This is a genomic window from Kitasatospora sp. NPDC086009, assembly GCF_044540385.1.
Classification (GTDB): domain Bacteria; phylum Actinomycetota; class Actinomycetes; order Streptomycetales; family Streptomycetaceae; genus Kitasatospora.
Genome location: NZ_JBITSA010000005.1, coordinates 422,612 through 449,561 on the forward strand (window position 1 = coordinate 422,612; position 26,950 = coordinate 449,561).

A 26,950-nucleotide genomic window follows, 5' to 3' on the forward strand; every position below is an offset into this window, starting at 1 on the left:
CGCGGCAGGGGGTCCGGGCGGCCCCTCGACAGGGGGCCGCCCGTGCCGGCTGCGCCTCTCGCGAGAAACTGACGAAAGTCAGGACTCTTCGGGGCGGATCTTCGCCAGGCCCCGGTAGCGCTCCGGGTCGACCACGGCGGACAGTCCGTTGAGCATCAGCCGGGTGCCGCCCTGGAGGTGGGCGGTGTCCTGGGTGCCGTCCCCGCTCAGCACCAGGTACGCGTACTGCTCGGTCCAGTCGAGCCGGGATCCGGCGCCCTGGGCGGCGAGTTCGAGCGTCACCAGGGAGACCCAGCGGCGCAGGCCGTCCACGTGGGCCTCGTACACGTAGACGATGCGCTCGCCGGGCACGATGTCGTGGAACCGGGAGCGGTATTCGAGCCGCTCCTCGATGTCCCCGGAGACGAACAGGTTGGTCGCCACCTCGCTGCCGCCGACCCGGAAGTCCAGCGCGTGGGTGGCGTGCTTCGAGGAGCCGGGGAGGCGGAACCAGCGGGTGCGCAGCGCGGGCTCGGCGAAGGCCGCGAAGACCTGCTCCGGCGGCGCCGAGAAGCCGACCTGCAGAGTGAAGGAACCGTGGACGACCTGCGGTTTCCCGTCGGTCGGAGAAGTGCCCTCATGTGCGTGATCAAGGCGGCCAGAGCTCACGCGGCGACACTACCACGCAGGCCGATCACCGTTCGGCCGCTCGGCCGGCGACCGTGTCGCGTCGCCGGCCGAACAACCTGATCGGACGTCAACTTTCGTTGCCCATAGGGTCAGATCCAGCCTTCGAGGGAGGCCAGGAAGCCGTCCAGGTCGTCCCGGTGGATGCAGTGGCCGGTGTCCGGCACGTACCGCACCTCGAACCCGCTCGCGCGCAGGGTCTCGGCCAGCTCGTCCGGGACGAGGTGGTGGTCGCCGGCGCCCTGGACCAGCGAGGGCACGACCGGGCGGTCTGGTACGTAGCTGTGCGAGCTCTCCAGCCAGTCGACGGCCCGGACGTCCCACCGCGCGTACCCGGCGAGCTCGGCCTCGATGTCCTCGGGCTGCCAGCGCGGGAACATCGGGCGGATGGCCTCGGCGGTCGCCACCTTGGTGAACTGGGCGAACTCGCGGATCTCCGCGACCGCCTTCTCGGTGAAACGCCAGGCGGGGTCGCTGTAGACCACCTTGGCCGGGCGCAGCCCCTCCACCGCCAGCGAGAGCACCGAGGCGCCGAAGGAGTGGCCGATCGCGAGGTCGGCGCCGGCCGGCAGCGACTCCACCAGGTCGGCGGCGAGCAGCTCCGGCGAGTAGGAGTCGGCCTGCGGGCTCTCGCCGTGGCCGCGCAGGTCCGGCATGATCACCCGGTAGCCGCGGTCGGCCAGCCGGGGCGCCACCCGGCTCCAGGTGTCCGACGACGAGATGATGCTGTGGACGAGCAGGGCGACCTTGTCGCCGTCGCCGACTTCGTGGAGCTTGAGCCTCATGGGCCGGGTCTTCCTCTCAACGCGTGGTCCGGACGGTCCGGAGGTGTCTGACGGCCCGGCGGTGTCCGGCGGCCGTACGCGGCGGGCCGGCCGCGGCGACCCGGCGGGTCGTCAGCGGTCGGCGGCGGTCAGGTGCACCAGGGCGCGGGCCGCCAGGCGGTAGCCGAAGGCGCCGAGCCCGACCACCACACCGCCGGCCAGCGGGGCGATCACCGACTCGTGCCGGAACTGCTCGCGCGCCCAGACGTTGCTCAGGTGCACCTCGACCCAGGGCTGCGGATAGCTCGCCAGCGCGTCGCGCAGGCTCCACCCGGCGATCATCAGCGCGCCGGGGTTGACCACCGCGCCGACGCTGCTGAGCCGGTGCTCGTGGATGGCCCGGACGAGGTCGCCCTCGGAGTCGTGCTGGATCGAGCGGACCTCCCAGCCCACGCCGCTCACCTCCTCGGCGACGGCCTTCTCGATGTCGGCCAGCGTGTCGGTGCCGTAGATCTCCGGCTCGCGCTGGCCGAGGATCCCGAGGTTGGGGCCGTTCAGGAGAAGCATCGTGGTCATGAGTCACCTCGCTGGTCGGAGACGCGGATCGCGCCGGGTGCCCGGTCGGGGGTCTGTACCGGGTCGGTGTGCTGGTCGCCCAGGCCGAGTTCGGCCCCGGCCACCTCCTCGGCGCGGGTCATCGCGTACCGCAGGATGGGCGGTGCCATCAGCGAGGTCACGATCGCGACGAGGATGATGATGGTGTACGTCTCGGTGTTCAGGACGCCGAGCCGCAGGCCGGTCATCGCGACGATCACCTCGACGACGCCGCGGGAGTTCATCCCGGCGCCGAGCGCCAGCGCCTCCCAGCGGTTGAGCCGGCTGAGCCTGGCCCCGATGAAGGCCCCCACGAACTTGCCGAAGATCGCCACGGCGAGTACCGCGACCGCGACGCCCAGGACGATCGGGCGGCCCAGCGCGGTGAGGTCCATCCGCAGGCCGGCGGTGGCGAAGAAGAGCGGGGCCAAAAAGGCCAGCACCGTGGTCCGCAGCGGCTCCAGCTTCGCCGGGTCCAGCTCGCCGCTGGTGCCGATCAGCACACCGCAGACGAAGGCGCCGAAGATGGCCTCCAGGTGCATCGCCTGCGTCGCCGCCGCGCTGAACAGCACCAGCACCACGGCGGTGGCGATCGTCGGCATCGGGCCCTCCGACCGGCCGGCCGCGCGCAGGGCCCGGCCGACCAGCGGGCGGCCGACCACCAGCGCGAAGACCACCACGCCGATCGGGTACAGCACCGCGGTGGTGACCACCCCGGCGGTCAGCCCGGCGGTGGCCATCGCCGAGACGACGGAGAGCAGGAACCAGCCCACCACGTCGTCGACCACGCCCGCGGCCAGGATGAGCTGGCCGATGTCGCGGTGCAGCAGCTTCATGTCCAGCAGGGTCTTGGCGATCACCGGGATCGCCGTGACGCACATCGCCACGCCGAGGAAGAGCGCGAACACCGCCGGGTCCGCTCCGCTCGGCAGGAAGGACCGCGGCAGCAGGTAGCCGGTGCCGATCCCGAGGCCCAGCGGCAGCAGCAGGCCGGCGATGCTGACCCGGGCCGCGGTCAGCCCGCGCCGGCGGACCAGGGCGAACTTCAGCTCCGCGCCGGTGACCCCGACGAGCAGCAGCACGCCGAGCTGCCCGACGGCGTCCAGCAGGTGCAGCTGGTCCGGCTTCTGCGGCAGCAGCCAGTCGGAGAAGCCCGGCAGCAGCGGTTCGAGGACCGAGGGCCCGAGCAGGACGCCCGCGCACAACTCACCGGCAACCGCGGGCAGGTTGAAGCGCTGGGCCAGCCGGCCGAGGACGAGTGCCAGGAGGAGCAGCACGGCGACCTGGAGGAGGAACACCAGGAGCGAGTGCTGGCCGATCGTCGGCACGGGTGCGGCGGTTCGCATGTCGACCCATTCCAGGAGGTGGTTCAGCGGTTGGTTGCGGCGTCCTGCCCGGTGAGTCTCCGGGCCAGCAGCTCGATTACCTCGGCGCTCCGGTCGGCGAGGAAGAAGTGTCCGCCGGGAAGGACCTCCAGCTCGGTCGCCCCGGTGGTGTGCTCCTCCCAGGCCCGCGCCTCGTCGATCGACACCCGCGGGTCGCTGTCGCCGGCGAGCACCGTCAGCGGGCAGTCCAGCCGCTGGTCGGGGTCGTGCCGGTAGCGCTCGATGGCGGTGTAGTCGCTGCGGATGGCCGGCAGGATCATCGCCAGGTTCTCCGGATCGGCCAGCATGAGCTGGCTGGTACCGCTCAGCGCCTTGAGCTCGGCCACCACGTCGGCGTCCGAGCCGGTGTGGACGTTCTCGTCGCGGTAGCGGGACGGCGCCCGCCGGCCGGAGGCGAACAGCCGTACCGGCGCCGGGAGTCCGGCCCGCCGCAGGCGCAGGGCCACCTCGTACGCGAGCACCGCGCCCATGCTGTGGCCGAACAGCGCCAGCGGCTTGTCGTCCAGGTGGCGCACCGCCGCGAAGATCTCGTCCGCGAACTCGGGGATGTTGTCGATGCCCGGCTCCTGGTGGCGCATCTGACGGCCCGGGTACTGGATCGCCAGCACCTCGATCCCCTTCGGGGCGAGCACCCGCGACACCGGGAAGAAGAAGCTCGCGGACCCGCCGGCGTAGGGCAGGCAGACGAGCCGCACGGTGCTCGTCGGCACCGGGTGGAAGACACTGACCCACTTCTCGTAGTGGGCGGTCGTCGCTTGGGCCATGCCGGGTCTTCCCTTCGGGCAACGGTCCGTGGCGCGGCCGCGGGCCCGCGCCGGAAGGCGGTGGCGGGCGGACTGCGCACGGGTCCCCGGATTCTTCGGGACGTCCGCACAGTAGGCCGATCAAGACCGGTCGTGGTATCCCCCGATCTGATAGCCCGGGGCGGACGTTGACGCTTCACGCGGGTCGCGGTAGTAGTCTTCCGATGTTCCTGCCAGGGCTGTCGCGCCCCGTTGTCGCGCGCAGCCGCCGCGGCGTCCGAGCAGCGCGTCTTCGCACTCCTCCGCCGCGTTCCCGCCGCCGTGCCCACCCGCCGTGCACCGGTCCGCACCGGTCCGCCGCCTCCCTGCGATGAGGGGTCCCTATGCCCAAGGTGTCACCGCACGAGCCCCCGACCGGCCCGACGGACACGGACGTGGTCGTCGTCGGCAACGGGCCGATCGGGGCCGCGCTCGCCGTCCTGCTCGCCCAGCACGGCTGGCGGACGACCGTGCTGGAACGCCGCCGGCGCCCGTACACACTGCCCCGGGCGACCAGCTTCGACGGGGAGACCGCCCGGCTGCTCGCCGCCTGCGGGATCGGCCCGGACCTCGGCGGGATCACCGAACCGGCCTCCGGCTACCAGTGGCGGACGGCGGCCGGCGAGACCCTGCTGGACATCGAGTTCCGGACCCCGGGCCCGTACGGCTGGCCGGATGCCAACACCATGCACCAGCCCGCCCTGGAGGAACTGCTGGCCGCCCGGACCGCGCGGCTGCCCGGGGTCACCGTGGAGCGCGGCCGGCAGGTCGTCGGGATCGCCGACCACGGCGACCGGGTCCTGGTGACGGCCGAGGACGGGGACGGCGCGGCGCGGACGGTCTCGGCCCGCTGGGTGGTGGGCTGCGACGGCGCCAACAGCTTCGTCCGGGACCACCTCGACGTCCCCGTCACCGACCTCGGCTTCTCCTACGAGTGGCTGCTGTGCGACGTCGAACTGCGCGAGCCGCGGGCGTTCGTACCGACCAACCTGCAGATCTGCGACCCGGCCCGGCCCACCACGCTGGTGGGCAGCGGCCCCGGGCACCGGCGCTGGGAGTTCATGCGGCTGCCGGGCGAGCGGGCCGCCGAGCTGAACCGCGAGGAGACGGCCTGGCGGCTGCTCGCCCCGTTCGGGGTCACGCCGGACACCGCCACCCTGCTGCGCAGCACCACCTACATGTTCCAGGCCCGGTGGGCCGACCGCTGGCGGGCGGGCCGGGTGCTGCTGGCCGGTGACGCGGCCCATCTGATGCCGCCGTTCGCCGGGCAGGGCATGTGCTCGGGCATCCGGGACGTGGTCAACCTGTCGTGGAAGCTGGACCTCGTGCTGCGCGGTCTCGCCGACGAGGCGGTGCTGGACACCTACACCGGGGAACGCCGGGCGCAGGTCAGGGAGTCGATCCTGGCCTCGGTCCAGCTGGGCCGGGTGATCTGCGTGACCGACCCGGCCGCCGCCGCCGAGCGGGACGCCACGGTGCTGGCCAACCGGCACGGCCGGGGGCCGACCCGGCCGGAGCCGGCCAAGCCCCTCACCGAGGGCCTGCTGTACGGCGGCGGGGGCGACGGACCGCTCAGGCCGGCCGGCGAGGTCGTGCCCCAGGGGGTGGTCGACGGGCCCGGCGGCCGCGGCCTGTTCGACGAGGTGGTCGGGCGCGGCTTCGTGCTGCTGCTCGCGCCCGGGGCGGACGCCCGGCTCGGCGCGGAGCGGCTCTCCTTCCTGGCCGGGCTGCGGGCGCACGTGGTGCGGCTGCTGCCGGCCGGCCGGACCCGGGACGGGCAGGGGGACGCCGGCGCCGGGGAGTCCGGCGAGGTCCGGGTGGTGGACACGGACGGCGTCTACGGGGCCTACCTGGCGCGGTACGGGGCGAGCGCGTTGCTGGTCCGCCCGGACTACCACGTGTTCGGCGCGACCGGCGAGCCGGCGGGCGCGGCCGCGCTGGTGGACGGGCTGCGGGCCGGGCTGACGGCCGCCGTACCGGCGGGCGCGGCGGGCCACGGGGGCTGACGCGGCGACGGCCCGCCCGGACCGGCTGGTCCGGGCGGGCCGTCCCGCGCCCTACTGCCCGCGGGCCAGCAGCACGGCGCCGCGCAGCGAGGAGAGCCCGCCCAGCCGGGCCGGGGCGACCGGCAGCGGGGTCAGGCCCGGCCGGGCGAGGGCGGCGAGGTGCTCGGCCGTCCGGTCGACGAGTTCGGGGATCCCGGCCGCGAAGCCGCCGCCGAGCACGGCGAGCCGGGGGTGGAGCAGCTCCGCCACGCCCACGGCGGCGGCGGCCAGGGCGCGGCCGGTCCGGTCGAGCGCCGTGACGGCCCAGGACTGCCCGGCCCGCAGCCCCGCCCGCAGCTCGTCGAAGGTGACGGGCGCGCCGCGCAGCCGCTCGGCGCGGGCCAGGGTGGCGGGCCCGGAGGCGGTCGCCTGGAGGCACCCCCGGCGGCCGCAGACGCAGACCGGGCCGTCCAGTTCGACGACCAGGTGGCCGAGTTCGAAGGAGCCGTGCGCCGAGCCCGGGCAGAGCCGGCCGCCGAGCACGAGGCCGCCGCCGATGCCGGTGCCGACGCCCAGGTAGAGGAGGTCGGCGCAGGCCGCCGCCTCGGCCTCGGCGAGGGCCGCGAGGTCCCCGTCGTCCGCCCAGACGACGGCCGCCCCGGGGAACAGCGCCCGCAGCGCCGGGCCCAGGGGCAGACCGGTCCACTCCGGCCGGCTGGGCCAGGCGGTGACCCGCTCGTCCGGGCCGACGGTGGCGGGCATCGCGACACCGACGGCCCGGAAGGGCGCGCCCGACCGGGCCGCCAGCGTGCCGACGTGCTCGGCGAGCCGGGCCAGGTCGTGGTCGGCGTCGCGGCCCGGGCCCCAGGCGAAGGAGGTCTCCTCGGCCCGGCCCGTCGCCGACTCCGCCCGCAGGGCGACCTTGGTGCCGCCGACGTCGATGCCGAGGTAGCGCGGCGCCTCCTCGGCCTCCGCCGCGCCGCCGGGCCCCGGTGCCGGTCCGTTCTCGCCGGTCCGCATGGTGTGCCGCCTCCGCGCGGTCGGGTCAGCGCTCGCTGAGGGCCGGGCAGAGGGCGAGCAGCTCGACCGGGCGGCGCAGCACCACGTCGGGGCCGGCCGCGAGCAGCTCGGCCTCGTCCGGACCGGCCCAGAGGGCGGCGGCGGAGGCGACGCCGGCGCCGCGGGCGCTGGCCAGGTCGGTCGGCGCGTCACCGATCATGATGGCCTGGTCGGCGGGTACGTCCAGCAGTTCCAGCGCGCGCAGCACGATGTCGGGGGCGGGCTTGGGCCGGGCCACCTCGTCGGAGCCGATCACGTGGGCGAAGTACGGGAGCAGGCCCAGGCCGTCGAGCAGGGAGCGGGCCCGGTCGCCGGCCTTGCCGGTGGCCACGGCCATCCGCAGGCCCCGGTCACGGAGCTCCTGAAGCAGTTCGGGGATGCCGTCGAAGACCTGCACCTGGTGCGCGAGCCGGTAGCTCTCGCGGACGAAGGGCGCCTCCATCTCCAGCGGCAGGCCCATGATCCGCATGATGTCGGGGAAGTAGCGGCCCTGGTGGCGCTGGTACTCCTCGAAGGGCGCCGGGCCGCCGCCGACGATCTCGGCGTAGGCGATGGAGAACGCCTGGCCCATCACGGCGAAACTGTCGACGATGACCCCGTCCAGGTCGAAGACGACCGCCTGCCGGGGGTTCGCTGGTCTGTCCGTGGTCGTGGCGGACCCGGGTGCCGATGTGGCGGTCATGAGGTCCTCACCTCCTCGTGGGCGGCTGCGGGACGGGCGGATCGCGCCCGGCCGGCAACGCGGGCCGACTCGTAGAAACTCTCGATGAGCTGGACCGTGCCACGCGCCTGCGCGATGGCCCGGCCGCGATGGGCGGGGTCGGCCAGCAGTGCCCCGAGGCCGTCCAGTTGGCGCCGGTACTCGGCCCCGATCGGTTCCGCCGGCACGGCGATCCGACGGGTGGTGCCCTCCCGGGTCAGGGTCAGGACCGGCTCGGGCTGCCGGTTGGGGCTGAAGCCGAAGGTGCAGCGCAGTTCCGCGCTGCCGGCGCTGCCCTCGACCACGATCCGGGAGACGTCCAGGGCCTCGTGGGAGGCCCAACTGGCCCGCAGCGAGACGGAGATGCCGTCCTCGCGGACCAGGAAGCCGCGGGCGGTGTCCTCCACGTCGCCGGTGAGCGCGTCGGCGGGCCGGTCCTGGCGCCAGGCGGCTGACCAGGCGCCGACGTTGACGAAGTCGTCGGAGGTCGCGCCGACCACCTGGGCGAACTCGGCCGGCCCGACCAGGGCGGCCAGCGCGTCCAGCAGGTGCCAGCCGAGGTCGACCAGCACCCCGCCGCCGGCCGTGCTGCGCCGGGTGAACCAGCCGCCGGCCTTCGGGACGCCGCGGGCCCGCACCCACGACAGGTCGACGTGCCGCACCCGCCCCAGGTCGGGGACGAGCGCGGCCAGTTCGCGGACGTCGGCGCGGTGCCGGGCGGCGCTGCCGGCCAGCAGCATGCCGCCGTCGAGCTCGGCCCGCGCCAGGCCGTCCGCCTCGGCGGAGGTCAGGCAGACCGGCTTCTCCAGGAAGACCGCGAGGCCGCGCCGCAGCAGCGCCGCGGCCACCTCGGCGTGCAGGTGGTTGGGCACGGCGACGACGGCGACGTCGACGTCCTCGGGGTGGAGCGCGTCCACCGCCGCGTGGGCGGGGACGCCCGTCGCCTCGCCGACCGCCGCCCGCAGCGCCGGGTCGGGGTCGACGACGGCGACCACGTCGAAGTCCTCGTGCGTCCTGAGCCGCGAGAGCCAGAGCTCCCGGCCGGCCCAGCCGAGCCCGACGACGGCGGCGCGATGCCTCACAGGGCTGCCACTGCGTCGGCGACGATCGCGGCGGTGGCGTGCAGGGCCTCCTCGGAGGCGAGCAGGACGCGGTGGTGCAGCCAGACGCAGTCCCGGCTGATGGCCTCGGTGTTGGGGCAGCGCTCGGCGACCGCCTCCGGGGTCTCGTCGGGGGCGGCGGTCTCCCAGAACGCGTCGGTGCGGTAGATCGCGCGGAACGCGGCGAAGGCCGGCAGGCCGGCGTCGACCAGGCGGTCGACGAGCTCGTTGCGGCCCTCCTCGGAGATGCCGGGGATCCGGAACATCGCCATGTAGTGCGAGTTGCGGTCGGCCCGCGGGTCGCTGCCCTGGGGGACGACGCCGTCGATCGCGCCGAGCAGGCCGGACAGCAGGTTCCAGCGCTCCTCGCGCAGGTCGGTCTGGGCGTCGAGGCGGCGCAGCTGGGCGCGGAGCACGGACGCCGAGAACTCGTTGAGCCGCATGTTGGTGCCGGCGATCTGGTGGAAGTACCGGCGGTCGGTGCGCGGCCGGCCGCAGCTGTGCCGCAGGAACGCGGCCTCGTACAGCTCCGACTCGGGGAACAGCAGGGCGCCGCCCTCGCCGGCGGTCATCAGCTTGCCGTTCTGGAAGCTGAAGGCGGCCACCGAGCCGAGCTCGCCGACCCGCTTGCCCTGCCAGCGCGCGCCGTGCGCGTGCGCGGCGTCCTGGAGCAGCGGGACGCCGGTGGACTCGGAGAGCTTGCCGAGGGCGTCCATGTCCGCGATGAGCCCGGCCATGTGCACGGGCATGATCACCCGGGTGCGCGGGGTGATCGCGGCGGCCACGGCCGCCACGTCGATGTTGTAGGTCACCGGGTCGACGTCGACGGGGACGGCGACCGCGCCGAGCCGCTGGGCGGCCTGGGAGGAGGAGATGAAGGTGAAGCCCGGCACGATGACCTCGGTGCCGGGGCCGGCGCCCAGACACTGCAGCGCCAGCTCCAGCGCGTGCGTGCCGTTGGTGACCGCCAGGGCGTGCGGTGCGCCGTGGTGGTCGGCGAACTCGCGCTCGAAGGAGTTCACCTCGTCCCCGCCCATGCGCCACCACTGGCCCTGCTCCAGAGCGCGTATCAGGCCGCTCCGCTCGTCGTCGTCGTACTGCGGCCAGGAGGGGAATTCCGGTGCCGGTCGCGCGTTCATGTCTCTCCAAATCTCCGCTACGAACTGGTCTCCGCTTTTGGACGGCCTGGCGGGATTGAGCGGGCGGGGCGCGTGGCCGACGGAAGAGCGGAACAATGGCCCCTGGTATTTCACGCAAGGTATTGCGGCCTCACAGTAGGCGCCGCCCTCGGCGGCCCGCATCCCTCGTTCTGGTAGTCGTCGGCCCCGACCTGCCGATCACCCGTCAGCGCAACCCGAAGAATGCGCGGTACTCGTCCACCTGACCGTTCAGCATGTGGATTCCGTGGTGGACGTCGAGCCCCAGGGCGGCCGCCAGCCGCAGCAGCGGCGTCTCCCTCGGTTGCATGATGATGTCCGCCACCACGGCGCCGGGCGCGAGGGCGTCCGGCCGGAACGGCAGCGGGTCGCCCGGGCGCAGGCCCAGCGGGCTGGCGTTCACCGCGATGTCGCTGTCGTGCAGGGGCGGTTCGGCCGAGGCCCGGACCCGGCCGGGCCAGTGCTCGGCCAGCCGTGCGACGAGCGCGGCCAGCCGGGGCCCGTCCGGGTCGGTGACGGCGAGCCGCTCCGCGCCCGCGGCGAGCACGGCGGCCGCGATGGCGCTGCCCGCCCCGCCGGCGCCGGCCAGCGCGACCCGGCGGCCGCGGACGTCGTGGCCGGCCCGCGCCAGGCCCGCGACGAAGCCGGAGCCGTCGAAGTTCTCGGCGAGCCAGCCGCCGTCGGGTTCGCGGCGCAGCACGTTGGCGGTGCCGGTGATCTCCACGGTGCGGCTGCGCCGGTCGGCGAGGCCGGCGGCGGCGGCCTTGTGCGGCACGGTGACGAACAGGCCGTCCAGGTTGCCGATGTGCTGCAGGCCGCGGACCACCGTGGCCAGGTCTCCCGGCCGGGCGTGCACCGGGACGAGCACCGCGTCGATGCCGAGCCTGGCGAACAGCGGGTTCAGCAGCCCGGGCGACTGCACCTGGGCGACCGGGTCGCCGAGGACGGCGTACAGCCGGGTGGCCCCGCCGATCGGCGGGCCGGGCGGGACGGCGTGCTGCGGGGCGTCGGTCATCGTGGCCTCCCGGGGCGGGGTGCGGTGCCCTGTGCGACCGTCTTCGCGAACATCTCCGCGACGGTGAAGGCGAGTTCCATCGACTGCTCGGCGTTCAGGCGCGGATCGCAGGCGGTCCGGTAGTTGCCGGGCAGCTCGTGCTCGGCGATCCTCCGGGCGCCGCCGAGGCACTCGGTGACGTCCTCCCCGGTCGACTCCAGGTGGAGGCCGCCGGGGTGGGTGCCGAGCGCGCGGTGGACGTCGAGGAAGCCGGCGATCTCCTCGACGACGTGGTCGTAGTGGCGGGTCTTGTACCCGTTGTCCGCGGTGCGGGAGTTGCCGTGCATCGGGTCGCACTGCCAGACCACCTGGTGGCCGGAGGCGGTGACCTTCTCGACGATCGGCGGGAGCACCTCGCGGACCCGCGCGTGCCCCATCCGGCTGATCAGCGTCAGCCGCCCGGGGGCGCCGTGCGGGTCGAGCCGGCGCACGTACTCGACCGCCTGCTCGGGGGTGGTGCCCGGGCCGATCTTCACGCCGATCGGGTTGGCCAGCAGCTCCGCGAAGGCGATGTGCGCGTCCTCGGGCCCGCGGGTGCGCTCGCCGATCCAGAGGAAGTGCGCCAGTCCGCTGGAGTACAGCGGCTCCGGCCCGTCGTCCGTCACCCGGAGCAGGGCGCTCTCGTAGTCCAGCAGCAGGGCCTCGTGGCTGACGTAGACCTCGCTCCCGGGCGCCGTCCCGCCGTCGGCTCCCGGGCCGGCCGGGAGGCCCAGGCCGCGGCCGATCTCCTCGGCCGCCGGCGCGTACCGGTGGCCCCCGGGCGAGTCGCGGACGAAGCGGAGGTTCTCGGCGTGCAGCGCGTGCGGGTCGCCCAGGCCGTCCCGGCGGAGCCGCCGGGCGATGGCCACCGTCCGCGAGGCCTCGGCGTGGGCCAGCAGCATCCGCTCCGGGTCCGGGGTGCGGGCGGCGGGCGTGGGTTCGACGCCGTTGACGATGTCGCCCCGGTAGACCGGCAGGCCGTGGGCGTCGACCTGGTGGGAGCGCGGCTTGGCGTACTGGCCGGCGGCCCGGGCGACCGGCACCACCGGCAGTCCGGTGGTGTGGGCGAGCACCAGGGCCATCCGCTGCAGCAGGCCGAGGTTGGCGCGCAGGTGCGGCTCGGTGTTGTCGGCGAAGGTCTCCGCGCAGTCGCCGCCCTGGAGCAGGAAGGCCTCGCCCCGGGCGACGGCCGCCAGCCGCTCGGCGAGCCGGGCGGTCTCGGCGGGCGTGACGATCGGGGCGGCGGCGCGCAGCCGGGCGACGACCTCCTGCGCGCGGGCCCGGTCCGGCCAGCCGGGCTGCTGCGCGGCGGGCCTGGCCAGCGCGGCGGCGAGGCGGTCGGCGAGCAGCCGTTCCGCCGGGCCGGTCCGCGCGGCCGGCGGGCCGCCGGGCGGCCGCCGTGGTGAGTACCTCATGACACCGCCGCCCCCGTCCCGGCGGGCCCGTCGGCGCCGTGCCCGACGAGCCGGGCGAGCGGCCGGCGCGGCATCCGCGCCAGGGCCTCCAGGACGGCCCGCTCGGGCACGTCGTGGACCAGTTCCGCGCCCGCCGGGCCGTCCAGGACGAAGGCCAGCCCGCTGAGGGCCTTCTTGTCCCGCCGCATCAGCTCGACCAGTTCGCCCGGCCGCACGCCCTTGGGCAGCGCGCCGGGCAGGCCGTAGGAGGCGACGACCGCCCGGTGCTCGTCCACCCGGGCGGGGTCGATCCGGTCCAGGACGCCCGCGAGCAGGCCCGCGAAGACGGTGCCGACGGCGACCGCCTCGCCGTGGCGCAGCGCGAAGTCGGTGGCCACCTCCAGGGCGTGGCCCAGGGTGTGGCCGTAGTTGAGCAGGTGCCGAAGTCCGGTGTCGCGTTCGTCGGCCGAGACGATGCCGGCCTTGAGCGTCACGCTGGCGGCGATCCGGTCCGCCAGGGCCAGCGGGCGCAGGTCGCCGGCGCCGATGAAGTGGCACCGGGCGATCTCGCCGAGGCCGTTGAGCATCTCGCGGTGCGGCAGCGTCGCCAGGTAGTCGGTGTCGCAGAGCACCGCGGCGGGCTGCCAGTAGGCGCCCACCAGGTTCTTGCCGGACGGCAGGTTGACCGCCGTCTTGCCGCCGACGCTGGCGTCCACCTGGGCCAGCAGCGTGGTCGGCAGGTGCACGACGGGCACCCCGCGGTGGTAGAGGGCCGCCGCCAGGCCGACCACGTCGGTGGTGGTGCCGCCGCCGCAGGAGACCACGGCGTCGGAGCGGGTCAGCCCGAACCGCACGAACTCCGCGCAGAGCGCCTCGACGGTGGCGAGGTTCTTGTCCGGCTCGCCGTCCCGGGCGGGCAGCAGCAGGGTCTCGACACCCGTGTCGGGCACCCACTGGGCGGGGCGCGCCGACACCACCGCCACCCGCCGGGCACCGAGCCCCCGGATCACCTCGGCCAGCGAGGAGCGCACTCCCGGGCCGATGAGCACGTCGTACGAACGGTCGCCGATGCGCACCGGAACTTGTTCTCTCACGCCGCTTCAACCTGTCCTGTAGAACGTCGAACGCCGACTCTTCGGTGGTGCGCCCGCGGTGGGGCCCCTGCTCCGGTGCCACCCGGGCCCGGACCCGCGCCCGGGGCCCCGGCGGCGGTCGGCCGCCGGGATCCCGGGCGTGCGCAGGACGTGCCCGGCCGTTACTGGCCGGTGGTCACCCGCAGGATGCGGGCCTCGGCCCGCTCCTTGCGGTCGTGCTCGTCGAGCTGCGGGTAGGACGGGCAGCCGAAGACCCGCTGGAACGGCGCGAAGGTGTCCCACTCCGGGCGCCGGCGCATCTCCTGGGCGACGGCGTTGTGCTCGCTCCAGAAGTCGCCGCCGATCAGCCGGATCAGGTAGCGCTCCAGCGCGTCGCGGGAGGTGGTCCGGCCGGCGTCGGCGGCCACCGAGACCAGCTCGCCGTCGTAGAAGGCGTGGATCAGCCGGATGTAGGTGTCGTACCCGGTCTTGAAGTAGTTCGAGTACTCGTCGATCAGCGCGTCGGCGTCCGCCGGGGACTTCAGCGCCGCGTCGAGGGTCTCGGCGGCGCGGGTGGCGGTGGCGGTCGCGACCAGCACGCCGCCGGAGAACATCGGGTCGCCGAAGCAGCCCGCGTCGCCGACCATCACCCAGCCGGGGCCGGTGACGGTGTCCGCGTGGTAGCAGTAGTCGGTCTCGATCTTGAGGTCCATGCTCGGCCGGGTGCCGGTGAGCCGCGCGGTGATCCGTGGCACCCGGTTCAGGTGCTCGTCGAACGCCGCCTCCGGCGAGCCCGCCGCCCGGAAGGTGTCACGCGGCATCACGGTGCCGACGCTGATGACCTCCTTGGAGATCGGGATCGCCCACACCCAGCCGTCGTTGTGCGCGCCGACCTGGATGTCGCCCTCGGCCCCGAGGTTGTGCTTCTCGTCGAGGCCCTCGTAGTGCCGGAACACCCCGACCATCCGGAGCTTCTCCAGCGTCTTGCGGAGCCCGAACTTGTTGGCGATCCGCCCGGACCGGCCGCTGGCGTCGATCACGTAGGTCGCCCGGACCTCGTGCTCCTCGCCGTCCTTCTCGTAGCTGACGCCGACCATCCGGTCGCCCTCCATCAGCAGCTCCTTGACGCCGGCGCCCAGGTGGACCTCGGCGCCCGCCTTGGCCGCCTCCTCGACGAGCATCGCGTCGAACCGGGCCCGCTCGACCTGGAAGGCGCGGTCGAAGCGCCCCTCGCCCTGCTTGCTGAAGTCCGCGCGGAAGACGCCCGAGAAGAACTTCTTCTCCGTCGGGTCGATGAATTCGCCACCGAACTTCGGGACGTATCCGCGGGATTCCAGCGCCTCACGCAGGCCGATCCGGTCGAAAAGCCCCATCATGTAGGGCAGCAGGGACTCACCGATGTGGAAGCGCGGAAACTCGTCGCGCTCCAGGAGCACCACGGAATGACCCTGCTTGGCCAGGACAAAGGCGCTGACCGCGCCGGCCGGGCCGCCGCCGATGACAACCACATCGGCCGAGTTCTTCGCCATTGGATTCCCTTCCAGAATTGTCGTACATCGTCTGCGAATGGTGCTGCCGGAAGTGCTCCCGCCGGTGTTCCCGCGGGTGCTCCCGACGGTGTTCCCGCCGGTCAGGGGAGGTCCCCGGACACGATCGTGCCGACGAGCACGCGGTGCTCGTCGTCGTCGACGACGGTGCGCACCCGCTCCCGTCCGTCCCGGACCGTCAGGTGCCGGCGGCCCTTCAGGACGGCCTGGCCGTCCTCGAACGCCCGGCCGTAGAGGACGCCCTGCATGTCCCCCTCGGGGGGCGGCGCCGGGTTCTCCCGGGCGCGGTCCTCCAGTTCCTTCCAGTCGCTCCACCGCCGGGGCAGCAGCTTGAAGGTGTAGACCACGCTCCAGCGGGTCACCCGCCCCCGGCGCTGCAGCGCCGTCTCACCGTCGCCCCGGTCCACCAGCCGGTACTGGCAGCCGTACTGGGTCTGCACCGCGTCGGTGACGAGCAGCGGTTCGAGGTAGGACGGCCCCGGGTAGCCCACGTCGACCAGCCACTCGGCGCCGTCCAGCGCCACCCGGACGAACATGTGCTCGATCTCGGTGCCGAAGTTCTCCCTGCCCTCGGCGGTACTGGCCGCCATCAGGGAGACCTCGTAGCCGAGGGTGCCGAGCAGCCGGAAGAACAGCCGGTTCAGCTGGAAGCAGGTACCGCCCCGTCCCTCGACGACGGCCGTCTCGAACACGGCGTCCTCGTCGAGGTCGACCAGGTTGATGCCGTCGGTGAAGTCCTGGGCGGCGATGTTGTACGGGATCGCCATGAGATGCCGCTTGTGCAGGGTGCGCAGCGTCTCGATGTCCACGCGCGTCTGCCCGGCGCAACCGATGCGCCGGAGGTAGGCGTCCGCGTCGAACACGTCGTCATCTCCTCTCTTGTCCGCGAGCCGGATCAGGGCCGCTCGTTCGGGGCCGTTCAGTGGGGCGTTCATCGGGTCGTTCACCGGGTCGTTCATCGGGGTCGTTCATCGGCTTGTCGGCCGGGCCGCTCGCCGGACCGCTCCGGGGCTGCGGCAGGGGCTCGGCCGTGGCGGCTCAGACCGAGATGGCCGCGACACCCCCCGTGCCCTCGCCGAACATGCGCTCTTGCATGTGCGCGACAATCATCCCCGGCGTCGGGTGATCGAAAACAAGACCGGCCGAGAGCTTCGCCCCCATCAGTTCGCCCAGCCGGTTGCGCAGTTCGAGCGCGGTCAGCGAGTCGAAGCCGATCTCGAAGAGGCCCTGGTCCACGTCGATGTGGTGGGACGCGCTGTAGCCGAGGACGACGGCGACCTGGGCCCGGACCACGTCCAGCAGGAGCGCCGCGCGCTCCGCGCCGGGCAGCCCGGCCAGCCGCTCGGCCAGCTTGCGCCGCTCGTCCCCCGAGACCGCGGCCCGGGCCAGCTGCCGGCTCGCGCGCACCAGGCCGCGCAGCAGCGGCGGTGCCTCGCGCCCGGCTGCGGCGTCGGCGCGCAGCGCACGCAGGTCCAGCTTGGCCGGCACCAGCAGCGCCCGGTCACCGCGCAGCGCGGTGTCGAACAGCTCCATGCCCTCGGCCGGGGTCATGCCCAGCAGACCGCCGCGCCGGTTCAGCCGGCTGCGGGTGAGGTCGTCGGTGCCGGCCGCCATGCCGGTCTCCTGCTCCCACAGGCCCCAGGCCAGCGACAGCGCCGGCAGACCGGCCGCCCGGCGCCGGGCCATCAGCCCGTCCATGTAGGCGTTCGCCGCCGCGTAGGCGCCGGTGCCCGCGCCCAGGAACACCGCCGACACCGACGAGTAGACCACGAACGCGTCCAACTCCGGGGCCAGTTCGCGGGTCAGCTCGTCCAGGTGCCGGGTCGCCGTCACCTTCGCCGCGAACACCCGCTCCAGCCGCTCCCGGTCGACCTCGCCGATCACGCCCGCGTCGAACAGGCCCGCGGCGTGCAGCACCGCGGTCAGCCGGCGGCCGTCGTGCCGGACGGCGGCCAGCAGCTCCGCCACCGCGTCCCGGTCGGTCACGTCACAGGCCGGCACCGCCACCGACTCGGCGCCGAGCGCGTGCAGCTCGGCCACCAACTCCCGGGCACCGTCGGCCTCCAGGCCCCGCCGGCTGGTCAGCACCAGATGCCGGATCCCGTGCTCGGTCACCAGGTGCCGGGCCAGCACCGCACCCAGCGACCCGGTACCACCGGTGACCAGCACCGTCCCCGCCCGGTCCAGCACCGGCTCCGCCCGGTCGACGGCGCCGGCCCGGGCGAGCCGGGGCACGTGGAGCGCCGCGCCGCGCACCGCGACCTGCGGCTCGCCGACGGCCAGCACCGGCCCCAGCAGCGGCTCGACCTCCGACAGATCGGACGCGTCGGTGTCCAGCAGCACGATCCGGTCCGGGTTCTCCGCCTGCGCCGCGCGGACCAGACCCCAGACGGCGGCGCCGGCCGGGTCCGTCACCGTGGCGTCGCCACCGGCGGGCACCGCGCCCCTGGTCACCACCACCAGCCGGGTCTCCTCCAGCCCGGCGCCGGCCAGCCAGGTCTGGACGACCTCCAGCACCCGGTCCGTCACGTCCAGCGGGGTGTCCGCGTCGCCGCCGGTGACCGCCTCCAGGATCGCGGTCTCCGGGACGGCCGCCCCGGACAGCGCGTCCTCCGCGAGGGTGGCCACCTCCTCGGCGGTGGACAGCCGCACCCAGGACGGCGAACCGGCGGCCCCGTCCGGGAGCACCTCCGTCCAGTCCACCCGGAACAGCGAGTCTCCGCCCGCACGGCCCGCCGCCGCGCCCAACTGCTCGGCGGACACCGGGCGGAAGACCAGCGAGTCGGCCGTCAGGACGGCGCCGCCGGCCTCGTCGACCGCCTCCAGCGAGAGCGCGTCGGGCGCCGGCTGGGCGACCCGCACCCGCAGCGACGAGGCGCCCGCGGCGTGCAGGACCAGGCCGTTCCAGGCGAACGGCAGCATCGTCCGGTGGTCGCCCGTGCTCAGGAAGGCCTTCGCGTGCAGGGCCGCGTCCAGCAGCGCCGGGTGGATGCCGAACCCGGCGGCGCTGCCCCGGTGGTCCTCCGGCAGGGCGATCTCGGCGAAGACCTCGTCACCGCGCCGCCAGGCCGCCCGCAGGCCCCGGAACACCGGCCCGTAGACGTAGTTGTGCTCCAGCAGACCGGCGTAGAACTCCTCGGGGCCGATCTCCACCCGCTCCGCGCCGGGTGGCGGCCAGGCGCTGAAGTCGAACCGCGACCCGGCCGCCCGGGCCGTGGCCGTCAGGACACCGGTGGCGTGCCGGGTCCACGGGTCGCCGACGGCCTCCTCGCGGGTCGAGTACACGGCGACCGTGCGGGCACCGCCCTCGTCCGGACCGCCGACGGTGACCTGCACCCGGACGCCGCCCTGCTCGGGCAGGATCAGCGGGGCCTCGATCACCAGCTCGTCCAGCGTGCCGCAGCCGACCTCGTCACCGGCCCGCACGGCCAGCTCCACCAGGCCCGTCCCGGGCACCAGCACGACGTCGCCGACCGCGTGGTCGGCCAGCCAGGGGTGGGTGCGCAGGGAGAGCCGGGAGGTGCACAGCACCCCGCCGGTCTCCGGCACCTCCACCACCGCGCCGAGCAGCGGGTGGTCCACCCCCGCCAGGCCCAGCGAGGTCGCGTCGGTGGCCGCCGCGGTCATCGGGAGCCAGTAGTGCTGGTGGTCGAAGGCGTAGGTCGGCAGGTCCACCTCGGCGCCACCGGCCGCGTCGGGCAGCACGCCCGTCCAGTCCACCGCCACACCGCGGACGAAGAGTTCGGCCATCGAGGCCAGCAGGCGGCGCAAGCCGCCCTCGTCCCGCCGCAGCGAACCGGTCACCAGGACCTCGACCCCGGCCCCGTCGGCGACCTCGGTGATCGGTTGGGCCAGCACCGGGTGGGTACTGGCCTCCACGAACACCGTGTGGTCCTCGGCGAGCAGCGCGGCGACCGCCGGGCCGAAGCGGACCTGGTCCCGCAGGTTGCGGTACACGTAGCCGCCGTCGATCACGCCGGCCTCGCGGACCCACTCACCGGTCACCGTCGAGAAGAGCGGGACCAGCGGCGCCCGGCCGCGGATGTCCGCGAACGCCTCCGCCAGGACCTCCTCCAGGGCCTCGGCGTGCCGGGTGTGGGAGGCGAAGTCCACCGCGACCCGGCGCACCCGTACCCCGTCGGCGGCCAGCACCTCGACGGCCTCGTCCAGCACGTCGAGGTCACCGGCGACCACCACCGACGCGGGGCCGTTGACCACCGCGACTTCCAACCGGCCCGCCCAGCGCTCCAACCGGGCCAGCGCCTCGGCCTCGGAGAGCGCCACCGAGGCCATCCCGCCGAGCCCGGCCAGCTGACCGGCGATCACCCGGCTGCGCACCGCGACGATCCGGGCCGCGTCCTCCAGGGAGAGCGCACCGGCCACGCAGGCCGCCGCGATCTCGCCCTGCGAGTGCCCCAGCACCGCGTCCGGGATCACCCCCACCGACGCCCAGACGGCGGCCAGTCCGACCATCACCGCGAAGCTCGCGGGCTGCACCACATCGGCCCGGTCCAGGACCTCGGCCGGCGCCTCGCCGCGCAGCACCTCCTCCAGCGACCAGTCCACCCAGGGGCCGAGCGCGCGGGCGCACTCGGCGATGCGCTCGGCGAACACCGGTGAGGTGTCCAGCAGTTCACGGCCCATCCCGGCCCACTGCGCCCCCTGACCGGGGAAGACCAGGACGAGCTTGCCCACCGCGCCCGCGGTGCCCGTCACGAGCCCGGCGGCGGACTCGCCCCGGGCCAGCGCGGCCAGCCCGGCCGACGCCTCCGCCGGGGATCCGGCCACCACCACCGCGCGCTCGGAGAGCAGCGCCCGCCGGGAGAGCAGCGCACCGGCCAGCGCCGCGGGGGCGGTCGCCCCGGCGAGCTCCGTCAGCCGCCCGCCCTGGGCCGCCAGCGAGGCGGCGTTCTTCGCCGAGACCACCAGCGGCACCACGGCGTCGGGGGCGGACCCGGCCTCGGCCGGCTGCTCCTCGGGGGCCTGCTCCAGGATCACGTGCGCGTTGGTCCCGCTCAGGCCGAAGGAGGAGACCCCGGCCCGGCGCGGCCGGTCCACCTCGGGCCACTCCCGCGCCTCGGTCAGCAGCTCGACGGCGCCCGCCGTCCAGTCCACCTGCGAGGAGGGCGCGTCCACGTGCAGGGTCGCGGGCATCACGCCGTGCCGCAGCGCCTGCACCATCTTGATCACGCCCGAGACACCCGCCGCAGCCTGGGCGTGGCCGATGTTGGACTTCAGCGAGCCCAGCCAGAGCGGGCGCTCCGGGTCACGGCCGCGACCGTAGGTGGCCAGCAGCGCCTGCGCCTCGATCGGGTCCCCCAGGACGGTGCCCGTGCCGTGGCCCTCGACCAGGTCCACATCGGCCGTCGACAGCCCCGCCGCCGCCAGCGCCTTGCGGATCACCCGCTGCTGGGAGGGGCCGTTCGGCGCGGTCAGACCGTTGGACGCGCCGTCCTGGTTCACCGCGGACCCGCGCAGCACCGCGAGCACCGGGTGGCCGTTGCGCCGCGCCTCGGAGAGCCGCTCCAGCACCACCACACCGGCGCCCTCGGCCCAGCCGGTGCCGTCGGCGGCGTCCGCGTAGGACTTGCAGCGGCCGTCCGTCGCCAGCGCCTTCTGCCGCGAGAACTCCATGAACATGCTCGGGCTGGACATCACCGTCGAACCGCCGGCCAGGGCCAGCGAGCACTCGCCCTGGCGCAGCGCCTGGGCGGCCAGGTGGATCGCCACCAGCGAGGAGGAGCAGGCCGTGTCCACGGTGACCGCCGGGCCCTCGAACCCGAACACGTAGGACACCCGGCCCGAGGCCACACTGGCGCCGGCGCCGGTCAGCGCGAAGCCGCCCAGCTCCGGCGGCACGCTGCCACCGGCGTAGTAGTCGACGCCCATGATGCCGTTGAACACCCCGACCTCGGTGCCCTTCAGCGAGCCCGGGTCGATGCCGGCCCGTTCCATCGCCTCCCAGGAGGTCTCCAGCAGCAGCCGCTGCTGCGGGTCCATCGCCAGCGCCTCACGCGGCGAGATCCCGAAGAAGGCCGGGTCGAACAGTGGTGCCTCGTGCAGGAAGCCGCCCTGGCTGACGTAGGAGGTGCCCTCGCTCTCCGGGTCGGCGTCGAACAGCTCGTCCAGGCCCCAGCCGCGGTCGGAGGGGAACAGCGACACGCCGTCCCGCCCCTCGGTGACCAGCCGCCACAGGTCCTCCGGGGTGGCCACCCCGCCGGGCAGCCGGCAGGCCATGCCGACGATCGCCACCGGATCGGCCGGATCGTGCACGGCCGCCGCCGGTACCACCGGGCCCGCCGCGACCGCCGTGCCGTCGAACTCGCCGTCCAGGTAGCGGGCCAGGGCGAGCGGGGTGGGGTAGTCGAAGACGGCCGTGGCGGGCAGGCTGAGGCCGGTGGCCTCGCGCAGCCGGTTGCGCAGCTCGACGGAGGTCAGCGAGTCGAAGCCGGCGTCCTTGAAGGCCCGCTCCGCCGCGACCTTCGCCGCGCCCGCGTGGCCGAGCACCGACGCGACGTGCGTCCGGACCAGCTCCAGCAGCAGCGCCTCGCGCTCGGCCGCGGCCAGCCCGGCCAGTCGGCCGGCGAGTCCGCCGCCGGCGCCGGTCGCGGCGGCCCGCGCCGACTGCCGGCCGGGGCGGACCAGGCCCAGCAGCAGGGGCGGCACCCCGGCGCCGGCCGTGGCGGCCGTGCGCAGGGCCCGCAGGTCCAGCTTGACCGGGACGAGCAGCGCCCGGTCACTGTGCAGCGCGGTGTCGAAGAGCTCCATGCCCTCCGCCGGCGTCAGCGGCTGGGCGCCGCCGCGCCGGTTCATCCGGCTCCGGGACAGCTCGTCCAGGTCGGCGCCCATGCCGTCGCTCTGCGCCCACGGGCCCCAGGCCAGCGACAGCGCGGGCAGGCCGTCCGCCCGGCGCCGGGCCATCAGCCCGTCCAGGTAGGCGTTCGCCGCCGCGTAGGCGCCGGTGCCCGCGCCCAGGAACACCGCCGAGACGGAGGAGTACGTGATGAACACGTCCAGTTCCGGGGCGAGTTCACGGGTCAGCTCGTCCAGGTGCCGGGTCGCCGTCACCTTCGGTGCGAAGACGCGCTCCAGCCGCTCCGGGTCGATCTCGCCGACCACACCGCCGTCGAAGACACCCGCCGCGTGGACCACGGCGGTCAGCCGGTGCCCGTCGCGCCGGGCGGCGGTCAGCAGCTCCGCCACCGCGTCCCGGTCGGTCACGTCACAGGCCGGCACGGCTACCGACTCGGCGCCGAGCGCGTACAGTTCGGCCACCAGCTCCCGCGCACCGTCGGCCTCCAGGCCCCGCCGGCTGGTCAGCACCAGATGCCGGATCCCGTGCTCGGTCACCAGGTGCCGGGCCAGCACCGCACCCAGCGACCCGGTACCACCGGTGACCAGCACCGTCCCCGCCCGGTCCAGCACCGGCTCGGTGCCCCGGGCGATACCGGCCCGGGCGAGGCGCGGCACGGACAGGGCCGCACCGCGCAAGGCGACCTGCGGTTCACCGGTGGCCAGGACGGCGGTCAGGACCGCGTCGAGGTCGGTGCCGGCCTCGGCGTCGAGCAGCACGATCCGGTCCGGGTTCTCCGCCTGCGCCGCCCGGACCAGGCCCCAGACGGCGCTGCCGGCCGGGTCGGTCACCGCGGCGTCGCCACCGGCGGGCACCGCGCCCCTGGTCACCACCACCAGCCGGGCCCGCGCCGGGGCGGGCCCGGCCAGCCAGGCCCGGACGACCTCCAGCACCCGCCGGGTCAACGCGAGCGGGGTGTCCCCGGGGCCGTCGGTGACGGCCTCCAGCAGCACCGCCGCCGGCGCGGCGGCGCCGGTGCCCTCGCCGGTTCCCTCGCCCTCGCCCTCGCCCTCGAACAGTGCCGCCACGTCCGCCGGGGCGATGACCCGGGCCGGGACCGGGCCGGTGGTGGGGGTGGCGGGCAGGGTGGCCGACTCGGTCCACTCCACCCGGTACAGCGCGTCGCTGCCCGGCGTCCCCGCCGCCGCCTCCAACTGCTCGGCGGAGACCGCGCGCGAGACCAGCGAGTCCAACGTCAGGACGAGCCCGCCGGCATCGTCGACGGCCTCCAGCGACAGGGCGTCCGGCCCCGGCCGGGCGACCCGCACTCGGACCGAGGCGGCCCCGGCCGCGTGCAGCACCAGCCCGTTCCAGGCGAACGGCAGCCGGACCACCGGCTCCTCGTCCGGTGCGTCGTCCGGCCGGGCGCCGCTCAGCGCGGCCGCCGCGTCCAGCATGCTGGAGTGCAGGGCGGCGTCGAGCAGGCCGGGGTGGATGCCGAACCCGGCGGCCCGCTCGCGCAGTTCGTCTGGCAGGGCCACCTCGGCGAAGATCTCCTCGCCGCGCCGCCAGACCGCACGCACGCACTGGAACGACCGGCCGTAGGCGTACCCCGCGCGGTCGAGCAGGTCGTAGCCGCCGGTGATGTCCACCGGCTGCGCGCCGGGCGGCGGCCAGGCGGTGAAGTCGAACTCCGGCTCGGCGGCGCCGGCCGTCGTCGGCAGCAGTGTGCCGGTGGCGTGGCGGACCCAGGCGTCCATGGCCCCCGCGGTGTCGGTGCCCTCCACCGCGTCCTCGCGGGCGGAGTACACCTCCACCGTGCGGGCGCCCCGCTCGTCCGGGCCGCCGACGGCGACCTGGACCCGCAGGCCGCCGTGCTCGGGCACCACCAGCGGTGCCTCGATGACGAGTTCGTCCAGCACCCCGCAACCGACCTCGTCGCCGGCCCGCACGGCCAGCTCCACCAGACCGGTCCCGGGGACGAGGACCACTCCCCCGACGGCGTGGTCGGCGAGCCAGGCGTGCGTGCGCAGCGACAGCCGGGAGGTGAACACCAGGCCGTCGGACTGCGGCAGTTGGACGACCGCTCCGAGCAGCGGGTGGTCGGCCTTGCCCTGGCCGAGCGAGGTGGCGTCGGTCAGCGGGGTGGCCGGGAGCCAGTAGTGCTCGTGCTCGAAGGCGTAGGTGGGCAGCTCCAGATGGGTGGGCGTGAAGCCGGCGGGCAGGGTCTTCGCCCAGTCCACCGCGACGCCCCGGACGAAGAGTTCGGCGACCGAGGCCAGCACGGTGTGCGCCTCGGGGCGGCCGTCGCGCAGCGCGGCCACCGCGACCGCGCGAGCACCGGCGGACTCCGCGACCACGCCGCTCAGCGCGGCGCCGGGGCCGAGCTCGACGAAGACCGCGTTACCGGGACCGGCCGCCGTGGCGACGCCGTCGGCGAACCGGACCGGGCGGCGGACATGGTCCACCCAGTAGGCGGGGTCGGCCAGTTGACCGGGCTCGGCCACCTGTCCGGTCACGTTGGAGACGATCGGGACCTGTGCCTCGCCCCAGGCGACGTCGGCGAGCACGGCGGCGAACTCCGCCAGCATCGGCTCCATCAGCGCCGAGTGGAAGGCGTGCGAGACGGTGAGCTGCTTGACCTTGCGGCCTTGTGCCTTCAGGCTATCGGCGGCCTTCAGCACGGCCGCCTCCTCCCCGGAGAGGACCACCGACGAAGGACCGTTCACCGCCGCCAGGTCCACGCCGTCGTCGAGGAGTTCGGCGACCTCGGCCTCGGTGGCTGCCACCGCCACCATCGCGCCGCCCGAGGGCAGCGCCTGCATCAGCCGGCCCCGCGCGGCGACCACCGCCGCCGCGTCGCCGAGCGAGAGCACCCCGGCCACATGGGCGGCCGTGATCTCCCCGATCGAGTGGCCCATGACCGCGTCCGGCCGGACGCCCCAGGACTCGATCAGCCGGAACAACGCCGTCTCCACGGCGAACAACCCGGCCTGGGTGTACACGGTCTGGTCCAGCGATCCGGCCGTACCGAACACCACGTCCTTGACCGGGTGCTCGGTCCACCCCGCCAACCGCTCGTCCAACGCCGCACACGCAGCATCGAAGGCCTCGGCGAACACCGGGTACCGCTCCGCCAGCTCCCGGCCCATCCCGACCCGCTGCGAACCCTGCCCCGGGAAGACGAGGACCACCTTCCCCGGACCTCCGGACGGGGACGCGCTGCCGCTCGCCCCGGCGGGCGCGGACTCGCCGCGTGCCAGCGCGGCCAGGCCCGCCAGTGTCTCCTCGCGCGAGCCGGCCACCAGCACCGCCCGCTCGCCCAGCACCGCGCGCTGGGCGAGCAGCGCACCCGCCACCGCGACCGGCGCCCCGGCCCCGGGCGCGTCGACGGAGGACGCCTCGACGAAGGCGGCCAGCCGCCCGGCCTGGCCGGCCAGGGCGGCGGCCGAGGCGGCCGACAGCACCAGCGGGACGACGCCCTCGGGCACGGCCGCCGGCCGCGCCTCCTCCTCGGGGGCCTGCTCCAGGATCAGGTGGGCGTTGGTGCCGCTGACGCCGAAGCCGGACACCGCCGCCCGGCGGGGGCGGCCGGTCTCCGGCCAGTCCCGCGCCTCGGTGAGCAGCTCCACCGCACCGGCGGACCAGTCGACCTGGGTGGACGGTGCGTCCACGTGCAGGGTGGGCGGCATGACGCCGTGCCGCAGCGCCTGCACCATCTTGATCACGCCCGACACCCCGGCGGCGGCCTGGGTGTGGCCGATGTTGGACTTCAGCGAGCCGAGCCGCAACGGCCGCTCGGCGGGCCGGTCCTGACCGTAGGTGGCCAGCAGGGCCTGCGCCTCGATCGGGTCACCCAGCACCGTGCCCGTGCCGTGGCCCTCCACCAGGTCCACATCCGCGGTGGACAGACCCGCGTTGGCCAGCGCCTTGCGGATCACCCGCTGCTGCGAGGGACCGTTCGGCGCGGTCAGGCCGTTCGACGCGCCGTCCTGGTTCACCGCGCTGCCGCGGACCACCGCGAGCACCCGGTGCCCCTTGCGCCGCGCCTCGGAGAGGCGCTCCAGCACCACCACACCCGCGCCCTCGGCCCAGCCCGTGCCGTCCGCCGCGTCCGCGTACGCCTTGCACCGGCCGTCGGCCGCCAGCCCGCGCTGGCGCGAGAAGTCGATGAAGAGGCCGGGGGTGGCCATCACGGTCGCGCCGCCGGCCAGCGCCATCGAGCACTCGCCGCGGCGCAGCGCCTGGGCCGCCAGGTGGATCGCCACCAGCGAGGAGGAGCAGGCGGTGTCGAGCGTCACCGCCGGGCCCTCGAAGCCGAACACGTAGGAGATCCGGCCGGACGCCACGCTGGCGGCCGCGCCCGTCCCGGTGAAGCCCTCCAGCTCCGGCGGCACGCTGCCGCCGGCGAAGTAGTCGACGCCCATGATCCCGTTGAAGACCCCGACATCGCTGCCCTTGAGCGTGGCCGGGTCGATGCCGGCCCGCTCCAGCGCCTCCCAGGAGGTCTCCAGCAGCAGCCGCTGCTGCGGGTCCATGGCGAGCGCCTCGCGCGGCGAGATCCCGAAGAAGCCCCCGTCGAAGAGACCGGCCTCGTGCAGGAAGCCGCCCTGGTCCACGTAGGAGGTGCCGCGGTTCTCCGGGTCCTCGTCGAACAGCCCGTCGAGGTCCCAGCCCCGGTCGGAGGGGAAGCCCGAGACACCGTCCCGGCCCTCGCTGACCAGGTCCCACAGCCCCTCCGGGCTGTCGACACCACCGGGCAGCCGGCACGCCATACCCACGATCGCCACAGGCTCGCTGGAGGCGCTGACGAGTTGGCGGTTCCGCTTCTTCAGCGAGCCGACCTCTTCGAGCGACTTCCGCAGCGCCTCGACAAGCTTCTCGTATGAAGTACTCACTTCACTGCCCCATTCACGTT

Annotated in this window: 15 protein-coding genes and 1 pseudogene; 1 reads left to right on the plus strand and 15 read right to left on the minus strand. The window is 74.9% G+C overall.

Annotated elements, in window-relative coordinates; genetic code table 11:
- Nucleotides 1-78: 78 nt before the first annotated feature.
- The 5 genes from ACIF6L_RS16280 to ACIF6L_RS16300 form a co-directional block, all read right to left on the minus strand.
- Nucleotides 79-648, minus strand: a complete 570-nt coding sequence (locus ACIF6L_RS16280) for an SRPBCC domain-containing protein (protein WP_396487570.1) — start codon at nt 646-648, stop codon at nt 79-81.
- Between the two features lie 110 nt (nt 649-758).
- Entirely contained in the window at nt 759-1,451 is a 693-nt protein-coding gene (locus ACIF6L_RS16285; protein WP_359807041.1) for an alpha/beta hydrolase, read from the minus strand.
- 111 nt (nt 1,452-1,562) lie between these two features.
- Nucleotides 1,563-2,006: a type II 3-dehydroquinate dehydratase gene (locus ACIF6L_RS16290; protein ID WP_329491280.1), complete on the minus strand. Its 444-nt coding sequence runs from the start codon at nt 2,004-2,006 to the stop codon at nt 1,563-1,565.
- A complete protein-coding gene (locus tag ACIF6L_RS16295; RefSeq protein WP_359807038.1) occupies nt 2,003-3,370 on the minus strand; it encodes a cation:proton antiporter in 1,368 nt (455 codons plus the stop codon). Before ACIF6L_RS16295 ends, ACIF6L_RS16290 begins: the two co-directional genes overlap by 4 nt.
- Nucleotides 3,371-3,393: 23 nt before the next feature.
- Entirely contained in the window at nt 3,394-4,173 is a 780-nt protein-coding gene (locus ACIF6L_RS16300) for an alpha/beta fold hydrolase (protein ID WP_329491278.1), read from the minus strand.
- 362 nt (nt 4,174-4,535) lie between these two features.
- Here ACIF6L_RS16300 and ACIF6L_RS16305 point away from each other — a divergent pair, with 362 nt between their 5' ends.
- Complete coding sequence (locus ACIF6L_RS16305; RefSeq protein WP_396487573.1) at nt 4,536-6,197, plus strand: bifunctional 3-(3-hydroxy-phenyl)propionate/3-hydroxycinnamic acid hydroxylase; 1,662 nt, start codon at nt 4,536-4,538, stop codon at nt 6,195-6,197.
- Between the two features lie 51 nt (nt 6,198-6,248).
- Here the strand turns inward: ACIF6L_RS16305 and ACIF6L_RS16310 are convergent, their stop codons facing one another.
- The 10 genes and pseudogenes from ACIF6L_RS16310 to ACIF6L_RS16355 form a co-directional block, all read right to left on the minus strand.
- Nucleotides 6,249-7,196 carry an ROK family protein gene (locus tag ACIF6L_RS16310; RefSeq protein WP_396487575.1) on the minus strand — a complete coding sequence of 316 codons (948 nt, stop codon included), beginning with the start codon at nt 7,194-7,196 and terminating at the stop codon, nt 6,249-6,251.
- Nucleotides 7,197-7,221: 25 nt separating this feature from the next.
- Entirely contained in the window at nt 7,222-7,917 is a 696-nt protein-coding gene (locus tag ACIF6L_RS16315; protein ID WP_359807031.1) for an HAD-IA family hydrolase, read from the minus strand.
- Nucleotides 7,914-9,017 (minus strand): Gfo/Idh/MocA family protein, encoded by a 1,104-nt coding sequence (locus tag ACIF6L_RS16320; RefSeq protein WP_396487577.1) that lies wholly within the window; start codon nt 9,015-9,017, stop codon nt 7,914-7,916. Before ACIF6L_RS16320 ends, ACIF6L_RS16315 begins: the two co-directional genes overlap by 4 nt.
- Complete coding sequence (gene rifK, locus ACIF6L_RS16325; RefSeq protein WP_352294548.1) at nt 9,014-10,174, minus strand: 3-amino-5-hydroxybenzoate synthase; 1,161 nt, start codon at nt 10,172-10,174, stop codon at nt 9,014-9,016. The genes ACIF6L_RS16320 and rifK overlap by 4 nt, the downstream gene beginning before the upstream one ends.
- Nucleotides 10,175-10,379: 205 nt before the next feature.
- On the minus strand, nt 10,380-11,207 hold the full coding sequence (locus ACIF6L_RS16330; RefSeq protein WP_359807028.1) for a shikimate dehydrogenase: 828 nt from the start codon (nt 11,205-11,207) through the stop codon (nt 10,380-10,382).
- The gene (locus ACIF6L_RS16335; RefSeq protein WP_396487579.1) at nt 11,204-12,640 is read right to left on the minus strand and encodes a 3-deoxy-7-phosphoheptulonate synthase; all 1,437 of its coding nucleotides are present in this window, start codon (nt 12,638-12,640) and stop codon (nt 11,204-11,206) included. Before ACIF6L_RS16335 ends, ACIF6L_RS16330 begins: the two co-directional genes overlap by 4 nt.
- Nucleotides 12,637-13,713 carry a 3-dehydroquinate synthase family protein gene (locus tag ACIF6L_RS16340; RefSeq protein WP_396487581.1) on the minus strand — a complete coding sequence of 359 codons (1,077 nt, stop codon included), beginning with the start codon at nt 13,711-13,713 and terminating at the stop codon, nt 12,637-12,639. Before ACIF6L_RS16340 ends, ACIF6L_RS16335 begins: the two co-directional genes overlap by 4 nt.
- A 161-nt stretch (nt 13,714-13,874) precedes the next feature.
- Nucleotides 13,875-15,221: an NAD(P)/FAD-dependent oxidoreductase gene (locus tag ACIF6L_RS16345; RefSeq protein WP_359807019.1), complete on the minus strand. Its 1,347-nt coding sequence runs from the start codon at nt 15,219-15,221 to the stop codon at nt 13,875-13,877.
- 101 nt (nt 15,222-15,322) lie between these two features.
- The gene (locus ACIF6L_RS16350) at nt 15,323-16,198 is read right to left on the minus strand and encodes an arylamine N-acetyltransferase (RefSeq protein WP_396487583.1); all 876 of its coding nucleotides are present in this window, start codon (nt 16,196-16,198) and stop codon (nt 15,323-15,325) included.
- Nucleotides 16,199-16,277: 79 nt separating this feature from the next.
- A pseudogene (locus ACIF6L_RS16355) lies at nt 16,278-26,915 on the minus strand (type I polyketide synthase); the annotation flags it as partial.
- Between the last annotated feature and the right edge of the window lie 35 nt (nt 26,916-26,950).

Coding starts and splice junctions, on each gene's coding strand:
- ACIF6L_RS16285 (WP_359807041.1), bottom strand. CDS start 1,451: ATGAGGCTCAAGCTCCACGAAGTCGGCGACGGCGACAAGGTCGCCCTG.
- ACIF6L_RS16290 (WP_329491280.1), bottom strand. CDS start 2,006: ATGACCACGATGCTTCTCCTGAACGGCCCCAACCTCGGGATCCTCGGC.
- ACIF6L_RS16295 (WP_359807038.1), bottom strand. CDS start 3,370: ATGCGAACCGCCGCACCCGTGCCGACGATCGGCCAGCACTCGCTCCTG.
- ACIF6L_RS16300 (WP_329491278.1), bottom strand. CDS start 4,173: ATGGCCCAAGCGACGACCGCCCACTACGAGAAGTGGGTCAGTGTCTTC.
- ACIF6L_RS16305 (WP_396487573.1), top strand. CDS start 4,536: ATGCCCAAGGTGTCACCGCACGAGCCCCCGACCGGCCCGACGGACACG.
- ACIF6L_RS16310 (WP_396487575.1), bottom strand. CDS start 7,196: ATGCGGACCGGCGAGAACGGACCGGCACCGGGGCCCGGCGGCGCGGCG.
- ACIF6L_RS16315 (WP_359807031.1), bottom strand. CDS start 7,917: ATGACCGCCACATCGGCACCCGGGTCCGCCACGACCACGGACAGACCA.
- rifK (WP_352294548.1), bottom strand. CDS start 10,174: ATGAACGCGCGACCGGCACCGGAATTCCCCTCCTGGCCGCAGTACGAC.
- ACIF6L_RS16330 (WP_359807028.1), bottom strand. CDS start 11,207: ATGACCGACGCCCCGCAGCACGCCGTCCCGCCCGGCCCGCCGATCGGC.
- ACIF6L_RS16335 (WP_396487579.1), bottom strand. CDS start 12,640: ATGAGGTACTCACCACGGCGGCCGCCCGGCGGCCCGCCGGCCGCGCGG.
- ACIF6L_RS16345 (WP_359807019.1), bottom strand. CDS start 15,221: ATGGCGAAGAACTCGGCCGATGTGGTTGTCATCGGCGGCGGCCCGGCC.
- ACIF6L_RS16350 (WP_396487583.1), bottom strand. CDS start 16,198: ATGAACGACCCGGTGAACGACCCGATGAACGCCCCACTGAACGGCCCC.